At 45.3% G+C, this 14,281-nt stretch carries 11 protein-coding genes, 15 tRNA genes and 1 rRNA gene; 7 read left to right on the top strand and 20 right to left on the bottom strand.

From position 1 onward, the window contains the following. The first annotated feature begins 320 nt into the window (after positions 1-320). The 4 genes from bglX to M2444_RS18450 all read left to right on the top strand — a co-directional run bounded on the left by bglX (position 321) and on the right by M2444_RS18450 (position 5,413). Positions 321-2,480 carry a beta-glucosidase BglX gene (bglX, locus tag M2444_RS18465; RefSeq protein ID WP_280787718.1) on the top strand — a complete coding sequence of 720 codons (2,160 nt, stop codon included), beginning with the start codon at positions 321-323 and terminating at the stop codon, positions 2,478-2,480. Between the two features lie 113 nt (positions 2,481-2,593). After that, positions 2,594-3,562 carry a metallophosphoesterase family protein gene (locus M2444_RS18460; protein ID WP_280787717.1) on the top strand — a complete coding sequence of 323 codons (969 nt, stop codon included), beginning with the start codon at positions 2,594-2,596 and terminating at the stop codon, positions 3,560-3,562. A 194-nt stretch (positions 3,563-3,756) separates the two neighbouring features. After that, positions 3,757-4,509 carry a 3'-5' exonuclease gene (locus M2444_RS18455; protein WP_094870739.1) on the top strand — a complete coding sequence of 251 codons (753 nt, stop codon included), beginning with the start codon at positions 3,757-3,759 and terminating at the stop codon, positions 4,507-4,509. A 127-nt stretch (positions 4,510-4,636) separates the two neighbouring features. After that, positions 4,637-5,413, top strand: a complete 777-nt coding sequence (locus tag M2444_RS18450; protein ID WP_280787716.1) for a MerR family transcriptional regulator — start codon at positions 4,637-4,639, stop codon at positions 5,411-5,413. A 70-nt stretch (positions 5,414-5,483) separates the two neighbouring features. On the opposite strand, the gene aroD is transcribed toward M2444_RS18450, so the two are convergent. Together aroD and rbsK are read right to left on the bottom strand one after the other, a co-directional pair. Beyond that, positions 5,484-6,248 (bottom strand): type I 3-dehydroquinate dehydratase, encoded by a 765-nt coding sequence (gene aroD, locus M2444_RS18445; RefSeq protein WP_280787715.1) that lies wholly within the window; start codon positions 6,246-6,248, stop codon positions 5,484-5,486. 44 nt (positions 6,249-6,292) lie between these two features. Beyond that, on the bottom strand, positions 6,293-7,207 hold the full coding sequence (rbsK, locus tag M2444_RS18440; RefSeq protein WP_280787816.1) for a ribokinase: 915 nt from the start codon (positions 7,205-7,207) through the stop codon (positions 6,293-6,295). A gap of 277 nt (positions 7,208-7,484) precedes the next feature. On the opposite strand from rbsK, the gene glgP reads away from it, so the two are divergent. After that, a complete protein-coding gene (gene glgP / locus M2444_RS18435) occupies positions 7,485-9,101 on the top strand; it encodes an alpha-glucan family phosphorylase (protein ID WP_280787714.1) in 1,617 nt (538 codons plus the stop codon). Positions 9,102-9,351: 250 nt separating this feature from the next. Next, positions 9,352-10,809, top strand: a complete 1,458-nt coding sequence (gene katA / locus M2444_RS18430) for a catalase KatA (RefSeq protein ID WP_094870734.1) — start codon at positions 9,352-9,354, stop codon at positions 10,807-10,809. Positions 10,810-10,964: 155 nt separating this feature from the next. On the opposite strand, the gene M2444_RS18425 is transcribed toward katA, so the two are convergent. Beyond that, complete coding sequence (locus M2444_RS18425; protein WP_280787713.1) at positions 10,965-11,159, bottom strand: sporulation protein Cse60; 195 nt, start codon at positions 11,157-11,159, stop codon at positions 10,965-10,967. A 394-nt stretch (positions 11,160-11,553) separates the two neighbouring features. On the opposite strand from M2444_RS18425, the gene M2444_RS18420 reads away from it, so the two are divergent. After that, complete coding sequence (locus tag M2444_RS18420; RefSeq protein ID WP_280787712.1) at positions 11,554-12,009, top strand: GreA/GreB family elongation factor; 456 nt, start codon at positions 11,554-11,556, stop codon at positions 12,007-12,009. Between the two features lie 101 nt (positions 12,010-12,110). Here M2444_RS18420 and M2444_RS18415 read toward each other — a convergent pair whose 3' ends face one another. From M2444_RS18415 to rrf, 17 genes are all read right to left on the bottom strand, one after another. Next, positions 12,111-12,575 (bottom strand): YdeI/OmpD-associated family protein, encoded by a 465-nt coding sequence (locus M2444_RS18415; protein ID WP_280787711.1) that lies wholly within the window; start codon positions 12,573-12,575, stop codon positions 12,111-12,113. 104 nt (positions 12,576-12,679) lie between these two features. Beyond that, positions 12,680-12,750: transfer RNA gene (locus M2444_RS18410), tRNA-Gly, on the bottom strand. 12 nt (positions 12,751-12,762) lie between these two features. Further along, positions 12,763-12,836: transfer RNA gene (locus M2444_RS18405), tRNA-Pro, on the bottom strand. Between the two features lie 30 nt (positions 12,837-12,866). Further along, positions 12,867-12,943, bottom strand: a tRNA-Arg gene (locus tag M2444_RS18400). 8 nt (positions 12,944-12,951) lie between these two features. Then, positions 12,952-13,026, bottom strand: a tRNA-Gly gene (locus tag M2444_RS18395). 6 nt (positions 13,027-13,032) lie between these two features. After that, positions 13,033-13,116, bottom strand: a tRNA-Leu gene (locus M2444_RS18390). 15 nt (positions 13,117-13,131) lie between these two features. Beyond that, positions 13,132-13,207 (bottom strand) — tRNA-Lys (locus tag M2444_RS18385). 68 nt (positions 13,208-13,275) lie between these two features. Further along, a tRNA-Gln gene (locus M2444_RS18380) sits at positions 13,276-13,350 on the bottom strand. A gap of 16 nt (positions 13,351-13,366) precedes the next feature. After that, a tRNA-Asp gene (locus tag M2444_RS18375) sits at positions 13,367-13,444 on the bottom strand. A 25-nt stretch (positions 13,445-13,469) separates the two neighbouring features. After that, positions 13,470-13,546: transfer RNA gene (locus M2444_RS18370), tRNA-Met, on the bottom strand. A gap of 72 nt (positions 13,547-13,618) precedes the next feature. Then, positions 13,619-13,695 (bottom strand) — tRNA-Met (locus M2444_RS18365). A gap of 17 nt (positions 13,696-13,712) precedes the next feature. Then, a tRNA-Val gene (locus M2444_RS18360) sits at positions 13,713-13,788 on the bottom strand. A gap of 6 nt (positions 13,789-13,794) precedes the next feature. Beyond that, a tRNA-Glu gene (locus M2444_RS18355) sits at positions 13,795-13,866 on the bottom strand. Positions 13,867-13,882: 16 nt separating this feature from the next. Next, positions 13,883-13,975: transfer RNA gene (locus M2444_RS18350), tRNA-Ser, on the bottom strand. 5 nt (positions 13,976-13,980) lie between these two features. Beyond that, a tRNA-Asn gene (locus M2444_RS18345) sits at positions 13,981-14,056 on the bottom strand. A gap of 3 nt (positions 14,057-14,059) precedes the next feature. Next, positions 14,060-14,136, bottom strand: a tRNA-Ile gene (locus M2444_RS18340). A 57-nt stretch (positions 14,137-14,193) separates the two neighbouring features. Beyond that, positions 14,194-14,281, bottom strand: a 5S ribosomal RNA gene (gene rrf / locus M2444_RS18335); the annotation flags it as partial.

The raw sequence follows: 14,281 nt of genomic DNA, 5'->3' as shown, positions 1-14,281 counted from the left end.
GTAATAAAAATCACATTTTATAACCTAAATATAATGATTCGGCCGATTTCACGAAGATAATTGACTTTTTATGGCCTTCGGACTAAGATCGATATGTATCGTTAATGGAAACGTTTCTATCTGTTCTTTCACACATATGTCAGCCTCTATATATGATGTCTGACGATGAACTCCCCGTTCTTATCTATCTCATGTCTCATCCAATTATATTTATCTGCGTGTGCATAGCGGCGAACTCAAATAGCAAGCGCTTTCTTATTGGTATAGCACATCTATTTGTCACAATAACTTTCAATGCGCTCACGAGGAAGGTGTTAACCATGACTAAACTGTTTATCCAAGATCTTGTGAACGATATGACTCTAGAAGAAAAGCTGGCCCAATTAACCCAGCTAGGCCCTCACTATTGGGGTTTGGATGATACCGTAGATTTAACCGGTCCATTCAAGGAACTGAACATTAAGCCGCAGGTAATGCAGAACATCGGAAGCGTTCTGAACGGCATTGGAGCCAGGAATGTGATTGATCTACAGACCCGGCATTTGCAAGCCAGCCGTCAGAAAATCCCCTTACTCTTCATGGCGGATGTGATTCATGGTTACAGAACGATCCTACCGATCCCGCTTGCGATAGGTTGTAGCTTTGACATGGAGGCCTGTGAAAGGTTCGCTGAAATTGCAGCCAAGGAGAGCGCGGCTGCCGGTATTCACCTCACTTTCTCGCCTATGACGGATCTTGTACGTGATCCGCGCTGGGGACGGGTGATGGAGACATCCGGTGAGGACCCTTATCTGAATGCCCGTGTAACTGAGAGCATGGTACGGGGCTATCAGGGCAAAGACCTAAAAGAAAAAGGTCGTATCGCTGCCTGTGTGAAGCACTTCGCCGGTTATGGCGCTCCCGAAGGCGGTCGAGAATACAATACGGTAGATATGTCCCTCGGCGTATTACGTGAGTTCTATCTGCCAGCCTATAAAGCTGCTGTTGATGCTGGTGTAGCCATGGTGATGGCCGCATTCAATACGATTGACCGTATACCTGCAAGCGGTAATTCCAAACTTCTCCGCGGGATTCTACGTGAGGAATGGGGCTTCAATGGCGTTACCATCGCCGATTTCAATTCCGTAAATGAACTAATCCCTCATGGCGCTGCCGAAGATGGCCGTGAAGCAGCGGAGAAAAGTCTGGCTGCAGGACTAGATATTGAAATGATGTCCACCCATTATCTAAACCACGGCGCTGCTCTAGTCGAAGAAGGCAAGCTTGATATCTCCTTGATTGATGAAGCCGTTATCCGGGTGCTAGAACTCAAGGACGCTCTCGGCTTGTTTGACAATCCATTCAAGGATGCAGATCCAATAGTAGATGAGGCACCTACGCCGAGCGTAGAGAATTTACAAGCTGCGAGAGAGCTGGGTGCCAGCTCAGTGGTGCTGTTGAAAAATGACAATAACGCTCTGCCCCTTAAACACGGTATGAAGATTGGATTGGCTGGTCCCTTCGCCACCTCTATTCAAGTGCTGGGCGGCTGGTCTGGAACGGAAAAAGACCCAGCCGTATCACTCTACAATGGCATTTCTCAAAAAACATCTGCCGCGGATATTATTACGGCCATGACTGGTGAGCTGGGAAGCATGCTGGAGGGTGTTTTTGATGTGGAGGATGAAATCGAAGAAGCATTCCAGCGCCTGAAAGATTGCGACGTCATTCTCACTGCTGTCGGTGAGAATCAGCAGGATACCGGGGAAGGCGGAAGCAAAACCAATCTGCGCTTGTCGACCAATCAGGAGAAGCTGATTTGGCGTCTGAAAGATACCGGCAAAAAGATTGTTACCATTGTATTTAGCGGCCGACCGCTGGAACTAAAGCCTGTTCTTGAGGCCAGTGACGCTTTGCTGCAAGCCTGGTTTCTGGGTACAGAATCCGGAAACTCACTAGCTGATGTGCTGTTCGGAGATTATAATCCGTCCGCTCGTTTATCAATGAGCTTTCCTTACTCGGTTGGGCAAATCCCTGTTTATTACAATGCCTATCAGACGGGACGCCCTTATGATCCTCTATATCCCAATGTACGTTATGTAACCCGATATTTGGATTGCCCTAATGATCCGCTGTTCTGCTTTGGCTATGGTCTGAGCTACTCCAGTTTTGATTACAGCAACTTCAATGTTGATGCTACCGATCGGATTGTTGCCTCCATTGAAGTGGAGAATACTTCAGACATCACCGGCAAGGAAACCGTTCAACTCTATATCCATGACGTTAGCGCAAGTGTTGTACGCCCGGTCAAGGAGCTGAAAGCCTTCCGACAAATTACACTCGCAGCGCATGAGAAACAAGTGGTTTCTTTCGAGATTACTAGAGAAATGCTGATGTTCTATGGAAAAGACGATCAAATGGTCTTCGAACCCGGAGAATTTGATATTATGATTGGTAGGAACTCCGGAGATCATTTCACCCAGCGGATCTGGATCGGCTAACGTCTATGGCTACATAGCTGATAGTGTCAGCCCTCACCCGGCTTGATGTCGCATAAGCGGCTCACGCTTCCGGAGCTTAGAATTCAATATCAGACAGTAAGGGAGATACCCCAATGAGACACAGCTTATCATTTCAGCAAGATGGAACTTTGAAAATTGTACAGTTCACTGATCTTCACTGGATGGATGGAAGAGCCGAAGATCAGCGTACCCGGGAACTGATGGAACGCGTTCTGGAAGCGGAACAACCTGATCTTGTAGTTTTCACGGGCGATCTAATTTACACCGGCCCTGTATCACCTGGTGAAAAGGCCTGTGAAGACCCCGCCCAGGCTTTTCGGGATGCTGTTGCTGCTGTGGAGAAAACGGGAACCCCTTGGGCCTTCGTATTTGGCAACCATGATACAGAAACCCTGATTTCCCGCAATGAACTGATGCAGATTGCCTTGGAGCATCCCCACTGCCTGGCCAAAGCCGGCCCAGAGGATCTCGAGGGTTCAGGGAATTACTCACTTGAAATTAAAGATCAGGATGGCCAAGCGGCTGCAGTCTTTTATTTTATTGACTCGGGCAGCTACTCTGAGATGGAGCATATCCCTGGCTATAATTGGGTTAGCCGGAGTCAGATCAATTGGCTGACAGCTGAATCAGATCGGCTAAATCCAAAGACTGCGGAAGACAGACTACCTGCATTAGCTTTCTTTCATATCCCAATTCCTGAATACCGGGAAGTATGGTTCACACAAGTTTGTCATGGACATAAGAACGAGCGTGTATGCTCACCACATGTTAACTCGGGATTGTTCACCGCTTTACTTGAAATGGGTGATGTGCTGGGCACTTTTTGCGGGCATGACCATGTTAACGATTTTACGGGTAACCTATACGGCATACGTCTCAGCTACGGCCGGGCTACTGGCTACAACACTTATGGAAAAGAAGGCTTTATGCGGGGCGCACGCGTCATCAAACTGACCCAAGGCACCCAAGACTTTAATACCTGGATTCGACTTGAAGACGGATCCGTTCTACTGGAACAACCCGTTCATCAACCTGAACCTGATGCCACTCCAGAGTATTAATCGCCTTCCTTCATTTTCTGCACTCTTATTTGCTCATTATAGTGATAAAAAGAACCCGCATTGTGCAGGTTCTTTTTTTATGTTCCAATATTAGCTTGTTCCCATACTCCCCATTACATCGCTTTTTTTGTTAAAATAGAGTAGTCGACGTATTAAGCACTACAGCGTCAGTCATGGAACGGAGGCAAGTACCTGTGGATTATATTATTCTGGACATCGAATTCAACGGCCGTAAGTTTGCCAGCGAGCACCCTATGGAGGTCATTGAGATTGGAGCCGTCCGGTTAGACTCTTCATTGCAGTATAAGGATGAATTTTCTTCCTTGATCAAACCCATATATTTCTCCACCCTTAATTCTTTTATTAAGAAAAAAACCGGTATTCCCCAAGAGGAAATCGACATCGCACCCCGATTCCCGAAAGTCATCACTGCTTTTAGAGAGTGGCTTGATCTAAGTACAGATGGAGTGCTGCTGCTTACTTGGGGTGGCGAAGACATGAAAAGAATCATTCAGGATGTACGTATGCACAAGATGGACGACTCCTACTGGATGTCCGCAACGTATTTCGATTTACTGAAGGGTGTGCTTCGGGCTCGCGGACTAAGTAATGATGTCAGCGTGGAAAGCGCGATGGCTTTATTTGAACTTGAACCTTCCGGATCTGCTCACCGGGCGCTGGATGATGCAAAGATGACTTCAGAGATTTTCCGCGCTGTGTTTAAGGATCTGGATTTTGAGCGCTCACAGCATTACGTAGATACCTTTTCTAATGCCAAAGAACGTAAGACGGTCAAAGTTGCCATTAAAGCGATGAACTCACAAAAAATAGTACCTACCTGGGACCTTGTTCTCGAACACTACTTCTCAGACAAAACAACCCTAGCTGATCCTCGGAAATTAGAGGAATTACAGAATTATTTTGCGGCGCAGATGGGTCAAAAATAACTTCAAACATCAGCAAATCATAGCAGCGGCAGTCTTCCCAATGATCTTCAGCGGGTAACTGCCGCTGTTTGGGATACCCTAAAAAAACATTTGACCTTCACGCTACGTAAAGGTGTACATTGAATTTGTGGGAGGTGATACTACGGAATACACAGTACAGAAGCTCGCTGAGCTAGCTGGAATCAGTACGCGAACCCTGCGATACTACGACGAGTTTGGCATTCTTAAGCCGGCGAGAATCAACTCCTCGGGGTATCGTATCTATGGCCGCACCGAAGTAGATCTACTGCAGCAAATTTTATTTTATCGAGAGCTTGGCTTGAGTCTGGAACGTATCAAAGCTATTATGACCGAACCGTCTTTCGACGGAGCCAAAGCACTACGGGAGCATCATGACAAGCTGCTTGAAAAGAGACATCAATTAGATCTACTCATTGCTAACGTCGAACAGACGCTGGCTCACCAAGAAGGGAGAATGACTATGAGTGACGCTGAGAAATTTGAAGGCTTTAAACAAAAGCTGGTAGAAGACAACGAGAAGAAATACGGTCAAGAAATTAGAGAGAAATACGGGGACAGCATTGTAGATCAATCCAACAAGAAGCTTAAAGGTATGACAGAAGGACAATATGCGGCTATACAGCAGCTTGAGGAGGAAATGTTTGAGTCCCTTGTTCAAGCGATGGAGCATGGAGATCCTGCCAGTGTATTGGCGCAAAAAAGTGCTGATCTGCACCGCCAGTGGCTCTCCTTCTACTGGGATTCCTATTCCAAAGAGGCACATGCCGGTGTTGCACAAATGTATGTTGATGATGAGCGTTTTACCAAGTACTACGACAAGCATCGCCCTGGACTTGCAGCGTTCTTAAGAGATGCCGTTCAAGTATACACGGGTACAAAATAATAGAAAAAGAGCGGCACCGGAAATCCGGTCGCCGCTCTATTTCTATTATCCGAAACCTCGTTGATAGCTCCTATAGACTGCTATGCAGCAGTGACAGTACCTTTCGCAGCTCAACTACAGCTACCTGCCCAGGTGCAGATGGTTTATGTGCCGCTCCAAAGGTAAGCGCTGAACCGAATATTTCACCGGCTAGACGGCTAATTACCCCAGCTCCAGCCATAGACATCGTTATAATTGGGCGATCTGCATATTGTTCTTTCATCATATGGGTAGCTTCTAGTAAAGTCAGTACATCCCCCGCATCCTTAGGCATCACGGCAATTTTGGGCAGGTCCCCCCCAAGCTCCTGTGCTTTACATAGTCGTGAGATGATTTCCTCTTGAGAAGGGGTTCCATGAAAATCATGATTGGATATAATGACAGACACATTATGGGTATGAGCAGTCTTGACTAGCAGCTTTACATCCTGTTCCTCATTAAATAATTCAACATCTATTATGTCTACCAGCCCGCTTTCGGCTGCAGCAGTATTCAATGCAATGTAGTACTCCTTGCTAACCTGCTTTTCGCCACCTTCTTTGGCACTCCGAAAAGTAAAAATCAGCGGTAACTCCGGAATTACAGAATGGATTTCTTTTAGTGCTGAATTGACCGCCTCTACGTCTTCAACTTCATCAAAAAAATCCGTCCGCCACTCTACTAAATCGGGACTAAGCTCTTTTAATGATTCGGCTTCCTGTTTCAGTTCAGACAAGGTAGCTCCAATCAACGGAACACATATTTTAGGGATTCCTTCGCCAATGATCACATTTTTTACGATTACTGTCCTGCTCATTATTTCAGCCCCTATCCAGTCGTCTGTTATAGATTCTGTATTGTTTATTTTACTGCCGATACATGTTTTAGAAACTGTTCGACCTCTGATAATTGCGGAAGCGATGGGATCGCGCCTTCTTTCCCTACAGCCAGTGCTCCAACAGCATTAGCGAAGCTCACTGCCTCCTCCAACGTTTTGCCTAAGACCAATTGCTGGGCTAATGCCCCATTGAATGAGTCTCCGGCAGCAACCGTGTCTATCGCCTTAACCGGGAATCCAGGAACTGACTTAGCGCCTTCAGCATTAACGATCAGTGCGCCTTTAGATCCCAAGGTTACGATCACATTTTTAACACCTTTTTGCAGCAAAATACGGGCTGCCTGCTCAGCAGTCTCTAAACTATCTACAGTCATTCCAGTCAAAATTCCCGCTTCCGTCTCATTAGGTGTCAGATACGATACTTGACCCAGCATCTCGTCTTTAAGTACTCTAGCTGGTGCCGGATTCAGAATGACCGGAATTCCATGACGATGTGCAATGGCAATAGCATGCTCACTCATCGCCAGTTCCATTTCAAGCTGCATCACTATCATCTCAGCCTGGCTAATTACAGCCTCTAACGCCTGTATATCCTCTGCAAATAGATCAATATTCGCTCCGGGTACAACGATAATCCGATTCTCTCCATCTTCTTCAATAACGATTGAAGCTACACCTGTTGCCTCAGTTTCACTCATTGAGATATGTTCTATATGAATACCTTCTTGCTTAATAATCTCCAGCATTTCGCTTCCAAAGGTATCTTTTCCGATGCTGCCGATCATACTAACCTCAGCACCCAGACGTGCTGCGGCAACGGCTTGATTCGCTCCCTTTCCACCGGGAGATAGAGCAAATACTTGTCCCATAAGCGTTTCTCCTGCATTCGGTGCCCGGCTCGTACGTACTACCATATCCATATTTATGCTTCCAATCACAACTATACCCAACTTAAACACCACCAGTAATTATTTCTTCAATCTCTTTATCTTAGGGTCTTCCCTTCACTTTATCAATCACTTCCGTTGATTTTACCCCTAATTGGCTATTTTCACCAAATTGACGTTATGCTTTTATAGATAAAGTGTGCTAGAATGATGGTGCAATCGCTTCCACAACGATTGTTGACTGTTTTTTGAGCAAACGTTTGCATCGTAGATAATGCCAGCAGCTTTACTGCAATTCAATCTAATCCGCGATTAGGAGGCTTATCAAGTGAACGAACAAAAATTACCAACAGTAGCTTATTTCAGTATGGAGTACGGGTTACATTCCGATTTTAAAATGTATGCCGGAGGGCTTGGAATTCTCGCCGGTGACTACATTAAGGGAGCTAAGGACATCAATGCTCCTATTATCCCTATCGGGCTGAAGTGGAAACAAGGGTATACGGATCAAAAAATTGATGCGAATGGTAATCCGTACGACTCCTATCACAATTATGTTTATGATTTTCTTGAAGATACAGGGGTGAAAGTAACCGTTAAAGTCAGAAAGACCGATGTGGTGTGCAAAGTATGGAAGACTGATTATTTTGGCAACAGCACGTTGTATTTACTGGATACGGATATCCCCGAGAATAATGATGCCTGGATTACTGGACAACTGTACGGCTGGTTCGGCGAGGAACGGATCGCACAAGAGATCGTACTTGGAATCGGTGGAGTAAAAGCTATGCGTGCGCTAGGCATTCCGATTGATGTCTATCATTTCAATGAAGGCCATGCAGCCCTTGCAGCTATCGAGCTAATCCGAGAGAAAATGTCCGGAGGCAGCACCTTTGAGGAAGCTTGGAAAACTACTCGGGAAGAGGTTGTGTTCACTACACATACCCCAATCAAAGAAGGCAACGAAACCCATCCACTCGACCGCTTAGAGTATATGAGTGCATTTAATGGTTTAACCCGTGATCAGATGGAGCGAATCGGTGGTGAGCCGTTCAACATGACGGTTGCCGGTCTACGCCTCTCCCGAATATCCAATGCCGTGGCTCAGCTTCATGCGGATACAGCCAATAAGATGTGGAAAGAGGTTGCCGGAAGATCGGATATCATCGGCATTACTAATGCGATTCATACGCCTACCTGGGTAGATGAAAGAATGACCCAAGCCTACGAAGAAAATGGCGATTTATGGGCAGTGCATCAGGAAATTAAAGGTGAACTGATTGATTTTATTAAAGAACGCTCTGGTATTAGCCTCAATGCTGATAATCTACTTATTGGCTTCTCACGCAGAGCTGCTCCTTATAAACGCAGTGACCTGATCTTCTCGCAGCCGGACATTATTGAGCCTTATCTGGAGTCCGGCAAAATACAAATCGTCTTCTCTGGCAAAGCTCATCCACTCGATGATAACGGCAAAAAAATCGTCAGCAATTTAGTGGCGATGATGAAAAAATATCCGAAGAGTGTTGTCTTCTTGGAAAATTACGATATGACTATCGGCGCACAGCTGACACGCGGTTCTGATATTTGGCTCAACAATCCGCGTAGACCACTGGAAGCAAGTGGTACCTCCGGGATGAAGGCAGCCATGAACGGCGTATTGAACTGCTCTATTCTAGATGGCTGGTGGCCGGAAGCCTGTATAGATGGCAAGAATGGCTGGCAGATTGGAGATGGCTTCGAGACAACTGACTTCGAGGTTCTGGATAAGCATGATAGTGATGCGCTATACGACACCCTATTGAATCGAGTTCTCCCAACCTATTATGAGAATCGTGAACAGTGGGTACAAATGATGAAGAAGAGTATCGAAACCACTCACACCGAATTTGCCACCAAAAGAATGCTGGATGAATACTATAACAGAATGTACATTAAAAACTAAGTACAGAAAACGGATATTCCTATATCAAAATAGAACAGCGTACCCTCCAGTGATGGTAGAGGTGCGCTGTTTCTTTTTTAACTCTGCTTAGTAATTAATCACTCTATCTATCATATATATCTGAATGGGACGACGATTACCACATACTGTAATGTGTCAATTAATCAAAAAGTGTTGCATTTTCCCCAAAAAACATTAATATAGAACTTATACTAAATCTAAAATCAAATCTTACGAGGTGATTCTATTAATGAGCTCCAATAATAATAATCTTACGACCAGCTGGGGTGCTCCAGTAGGCGACAATCAGAATTCAATGACAGCCGGTGATCGTGGTCCTACTTTGCTGCAAGATGTGCATCTGCTTGAAAAATTAGCCCACTTTAACAGAGAACGTGTTCCTGAACGTGTCGTTCATGCTAAGGGTGCTGGCGCTCATGGGTATTTTGAGGTCACTCAGGATTTAACTCAATATACAAAAGCTAATTTTTTATCTGAGGTAGGCAAACGCACACCCATGTTCATCCGTTTCTCTACGGTTGCTGGGGAGCTAGGTTCTGCTGATACTGTACGGGACCCTCGTGGTTTTGCTGTGAAATTTTATACGGAAGAAGGAAACTATGATCTCGTAGGTAACAATACACCTGTATTCTTCGTTCGTGATGCAATCAAGTTCCCTGATTTTATTCATACACAGAAACGTGATCCACAGACTCACTTAAAGAACCCTAATGCGGTTTGGGACTTCTGGTCTTTATCTCCGGAATCTCTACATCAGGTGACTATTTTGATGTCAGATCGCGGGATTCCAGCTACGCTGAGACATATGCATGGGTTCGGAAGCCACACCTTCAAGTGGGTAAATGACGAAGGAAATGCAGTCTGGGTGAAATATCATTTCAAAACAGAACAAGGCATTAAGAACCTTGCTCCAGATCTTGCCGCAAAAATAGCTGGGGAGAACCCAGATTATCATACAGAAGACTTGTTCAATGCTATTGATAAAGGAGATTTCCCTGCGTGGAAACTCTACGTGCAAATAATGCCGATCGAAGATGCGAAGACGTACCGCTTTGATCCATTCGATGTAACAAAAGTATGGTCGCAAAAAGATTATCCATTAATTGAGGTTGGCCGCATGGTACTGGATCGCAATCCAGAGAACTACTTCGCGGAAGTAGAGCAAGTTACGTTCTCGCCTGGCTCTTTCGTCCCTGGTATTGAAGCTTCTCCTGATAAATTACTACAGGGTCGACTGTTTGCTTACGGCGATGCTCATCGTCACCGTGTAGGTCCTAACCATAACAGCCTGCCTATCAACCGTCCAAAAGTAGAAGTGAAGAACTATCAACGTGACGGTGGCATGGCACTCGGCAACAATGGCGGATCCGGTGCTTATTACGAGCCTAACAGCTTAGGTGGACCTAAAGAAGCACCACAATACAAAACCTCACCCTTCGAAGTATCTGGAAATGCCGACAGTGTCTCCTATAATAGTGACGATCACTATACACAACCTGGTGACTTGTATCGCCTGTTGAGTGAAGAAGAGCGTATCCGTCTTGTTCAAAATATCGTAGGTGCTATGACCCCCGTTGAAAGTAACGATATTAAACTTCGCCAAATTGTTCATTTCTATAAAGCTGATCCGGAATTGGGACAGCGTATCGCTTCCGGTTTAGGATTATCCGTTCCAGACGGTATTTAAGACTGTAAATGCACTTATATAATCAAAGAGGACCTTTACCCGTAGATGGGAAAGGTCCTCTTTTTAATAAGAAAAGCTAAAACATATAATATATTAGAACAATCACGATGCATAGTGTGGAGACAACAGATAAGCACGAAAAAAAAGTATTCCAGTTATTGCCCTTCATTTGTCTTATACACGACCAGTATACTGCTTCTTTGATGCTCTGCCCCATCACGTGAAGATTTAACTACCGAACCGTAACAGATATTCACAACCTGTTCCTCACTCAGCCCTGCCAAGAACTCATTAGCTTTATTCTCAGCATACGAATTATCAGCATCTACAAACTCTTTTACTTGAATCATCCTGATCTCTCCTTTAATAAATTTTAGTTACTTTTTATGTCTAGATTCTATAGGTAAACTCAACGAAATGTACATGGCGTATCACTCCCCTGGTAACATTTAATGTAAATTTATCTTCGAAATATAGTATAGGCATTCCGCAGTTTTCTACGAAATGCCCATAACATCAGCCTATCATAGCACCCAACTATACAATAGTCAAACGTTTTAAATACAATATTTAGTAAGAATTAATTGCCTTTGCAAAATGGATTGGATTTACATATAGAAGCTGTTATACTGATCAGAAGGTTCCCTCTGGGGGACCTCTATTTGTATAGGAGGGATTGTACTATGGCAACGCGTCATAACAAATTTGCAAAGAATGTGCTACTTAGAGGGGGTGAAATCTACTATGAACCATAGTCTAATTTATGAAGGCTCAAGGACACAATTGGTCCAGCAGCTTATTTATTTTGATGAGGAAAAAATCGCATTTCTAAATCAGTATTTCCCGGAACGAAGCAAACAAAGAAGTAATGCTGAAACGCTGTTGTCCCGTTATTGCTCCGAGCTGGAACAATTACTTTCCCGTTTTAATGGTGAAGAATTGAATTCACTCGTATTGATTGGAAGTCAGCTTCAGCTACGCTACTTAGACGACAATACTACAGATACCTACACCATCGTATTTCCAAACCACGCAGAACCCAATGATAACAAGATTTCAATGTTCTCGCCTATTGGCATGCAGTTGCTGTTAGCTCAGATCGGCAGTACATGTCAGCTTGCTATACCTTCAGGTGAGTTATCAGTAAAAATCGAAAGTATTAAGTTTGTGAATTGTGGTGAGGTAGCCGTTCTTATTTAAGCCAACTCGCACATATCACCAACATTAACAGCGTCCCTTTCCAATCTTATGGAAGAGGACGCTGTTCATCTATTCAGCCTGCTAAGCACTTCTTCATACTCTTATTTAAGCCTTAAGCCTTCACCCAGTTTACTGACTGATTTATTGATACGAGATGCTCTGGTTTCAGGTTTTTTCGCTGCTTCGATCCAAGACACATATTCCTTCTGATAAGAATAAGCTAGACCGTTAAAATAAGCTTCTGCCTGCTCATGCCTACTCAGCGCATCAAGGAAATCCTCTGGGGCTTCTACCTCCCGTAATTGATGATCTTGCTCCATCGTCATACGCACAATATCACCAGGTTGAGCTTTGGCTAGATCCCTTAGTTCTTTCTTTACCACCATAAAATGCTTTCCGTTTCCATGGGGCATAAGCGTTCCTCTATAGGGGATTCCATTTACACTTCCTTTTACCTGTATTCTGGACTTTGTTTCAAATATTTGTTCGGCATCAAAAGGGACGTTAAGATAAGTCCAGCTCCCGCTTGCATCAGGCCGCACTAATTTAGCTTCGAATTCAAACATAGCTACATCCCCCTCAACTAAAATCCTATGTTCTATTGTATCCATTCGAATGTAACTATACAAAAAAACACCTATCTATAATAGATAGGTGTTTCTTAATTATAAGCGGGTGATGGGAATCGAACCCACGCTATCAGCTTGGAAGGCTGAAGTTCTACCATTGAACTACACCCGCAAAGGTATAAAATCGGGATGACACGATTTGAACATGCGACCCCCTGGTCCCAAACCAGGTGCTCTACCAAGCTGAGCTACATCCCGTCAAAACATGTAATTACTTCGTAATAAAAATGGCGCGCCCTGAGAGATTCGAACTCCCGGCCTTTTGATTCGTAGTCAAACGCTCTATCCAGCTGAGCTAAGGGCGCAAAAATTATGGAGCGGAAGACGGGAATCGAACCCGCGACCCTCGCCTTGGCAAGGCGATGCTCTACCGCTGAGCCACTTCCGCAAAATATGGTGCGCGTGAAGGGACTTGAACCCCCACGTCGTGAAACGCCAGATCCTAAGTCTGGTGCGTCTGCCATTCCGCCACACGCGCACACTTTAAAAATAATGGTGAGCCATGAAGGACTCGAACCTTCGACACCCTGATTAAAAGTCAGGTGCTCTACCAACTGAGCTAATGGCTCGCAAGATGGGGTCCCCGAAAAGTATTCGGATTCACCTTCAGAGAGTAACTTCACTTTTTGGGGTGAAGTGGCTGGGGATATAGGATTTGAACCTATGCATGACGGAGTCAAAGTCCGTTGCCTTACCGCTTGGCTAATCCCCAACAATAATTAACTAAATGGCGGAACCGACGAGATTCGAACTCGCGATCTCCTGCGTGACAGGCAGGCATGTTAGGCCAACTACACCACGGTTCCAAAGACATAATGCATAAGTGAAAATTGGTTGCGGGGGCAGGATTTGAACCTGCGGCCTTCGGGTTATGAGCCCGACGAGCTACCGGGCTGCTCCACCCCGCGTCATTTAATAATTATATACTATTCATTTACACTTCGCCAGCTAGTCCCAAAACATCATGCTTAAGGAAAATTTGGTTGCGGGGGCAGGATTTGAACCTGCGGCCTTCGGGTTATGAGCCCGACGAGCTACCGGGCTGCTCCACCCCGCGTCGTTCTTAAATGAATATGGTGGAGGCTGAGGGGATCGAACCCCCGACCCTCTGCTTGTAAGGCAGATGCTCTCCCAGCTGAGCTAAGCCTCCATGTTATGACCCGTATGGGATTCGAACCCATGTTACCTCCGTGAAAGGGAGGTGTCTTAACCCCTTGACCAACGGGCCATGCTAATAAAATTTGTGGCGGAGAGAGAGGGATTCGAACCCTCGAGACGCTTGTGGCGCCTACACGATTTCCAATCGTGCTCCTTCGGCCAAACTCGGACACCTCTCCATAAATGGCTCCCCGAACAGGACTCGAACCTGTGACAACTCGATTAACAGTCGAGTGCTCTACCAACTGAGCTATCAGGGAATATGGTGGGCCTTAGTGGACTCGAACCACCGACCTCACCCTTATCAGGGGTGCGCTCTAACCAGCTGAGCTAAAGGCCCTTTTAAGACATTTAAATATTAAGGGCAAAAAAAATACCACGGGTAATGTAGTTGTCCGCTTGGCGGCGTCCTACTCTCCCAGGACCCTTCGGTCCAAGTACCATCGGCGCTGGAGGGCTTAACGGTCGTGTTCGGGATGGGTACG

Source organism: Paenibacillus sp. PastF-3 (assembly GCF_029893135.1).
GTDB classification, from domain to species: Bacteria; Bacillota; Bacilli; order Paenibacillales; family Paenibacillaceae; genus Paenibacillus_AQ; species Paenibacillus_AQ nitricinens.
Note: the sequence above shows the minus strand (reverse complement) of the source record. Positions and strands in the feature narration are given on the sequence as shown.

Bases quoted from the DNA above. Each gene is read 5' to 3' on its own strand.
- bglX (WP_280787718.1), top strand. From the start codon at position 321: ATGACTAAACTGTTTATCCAAGATCTTGTGAACGATATGACTCTAGAA.
- M2444_RS18460 (WP_280787717.1), top strand. From the start codon at position 2,594: ATGAGACACAGCTTATCATTTCAGCAAGATGGAACTTTGAAAATTGTA.
- aroD (WP_280787715.1), bottom strand. From the start codon at position 6,248: ATGAGCAGGACAGTAATCGTAAAAAATGTGATCATTGGCGAAGGAATC.
- katA (WP_094870734.1), top strand. From the start codon at position 9,352: ATGAGCTCCAATAATAATAATCTTACGACCAGCTGGGGTGCTCCAGTA.
- M2444_RS18425 (WP_280787713.1), bottom strand. From the start codon at position 11,159: ATGATTCAAGTAAAAGAGTTTGTAGATGCTGATAATTCGTATGCTGAG.
- M2444_RS18420 (WP_280787712.1), top strand. From the start codon at position 11,554: ATGAACCATAGTCTAATTTATGAAGGCTCAAGGACACAATTGGTCCAG.
- M2444_RS18415 (WP_280787711.1), bottom strand. From the start codon at position 12,575: ATGTTTGAATTCGAAGCTAAATTAGTGCGGCCTGATGCAAGCGGGAGC.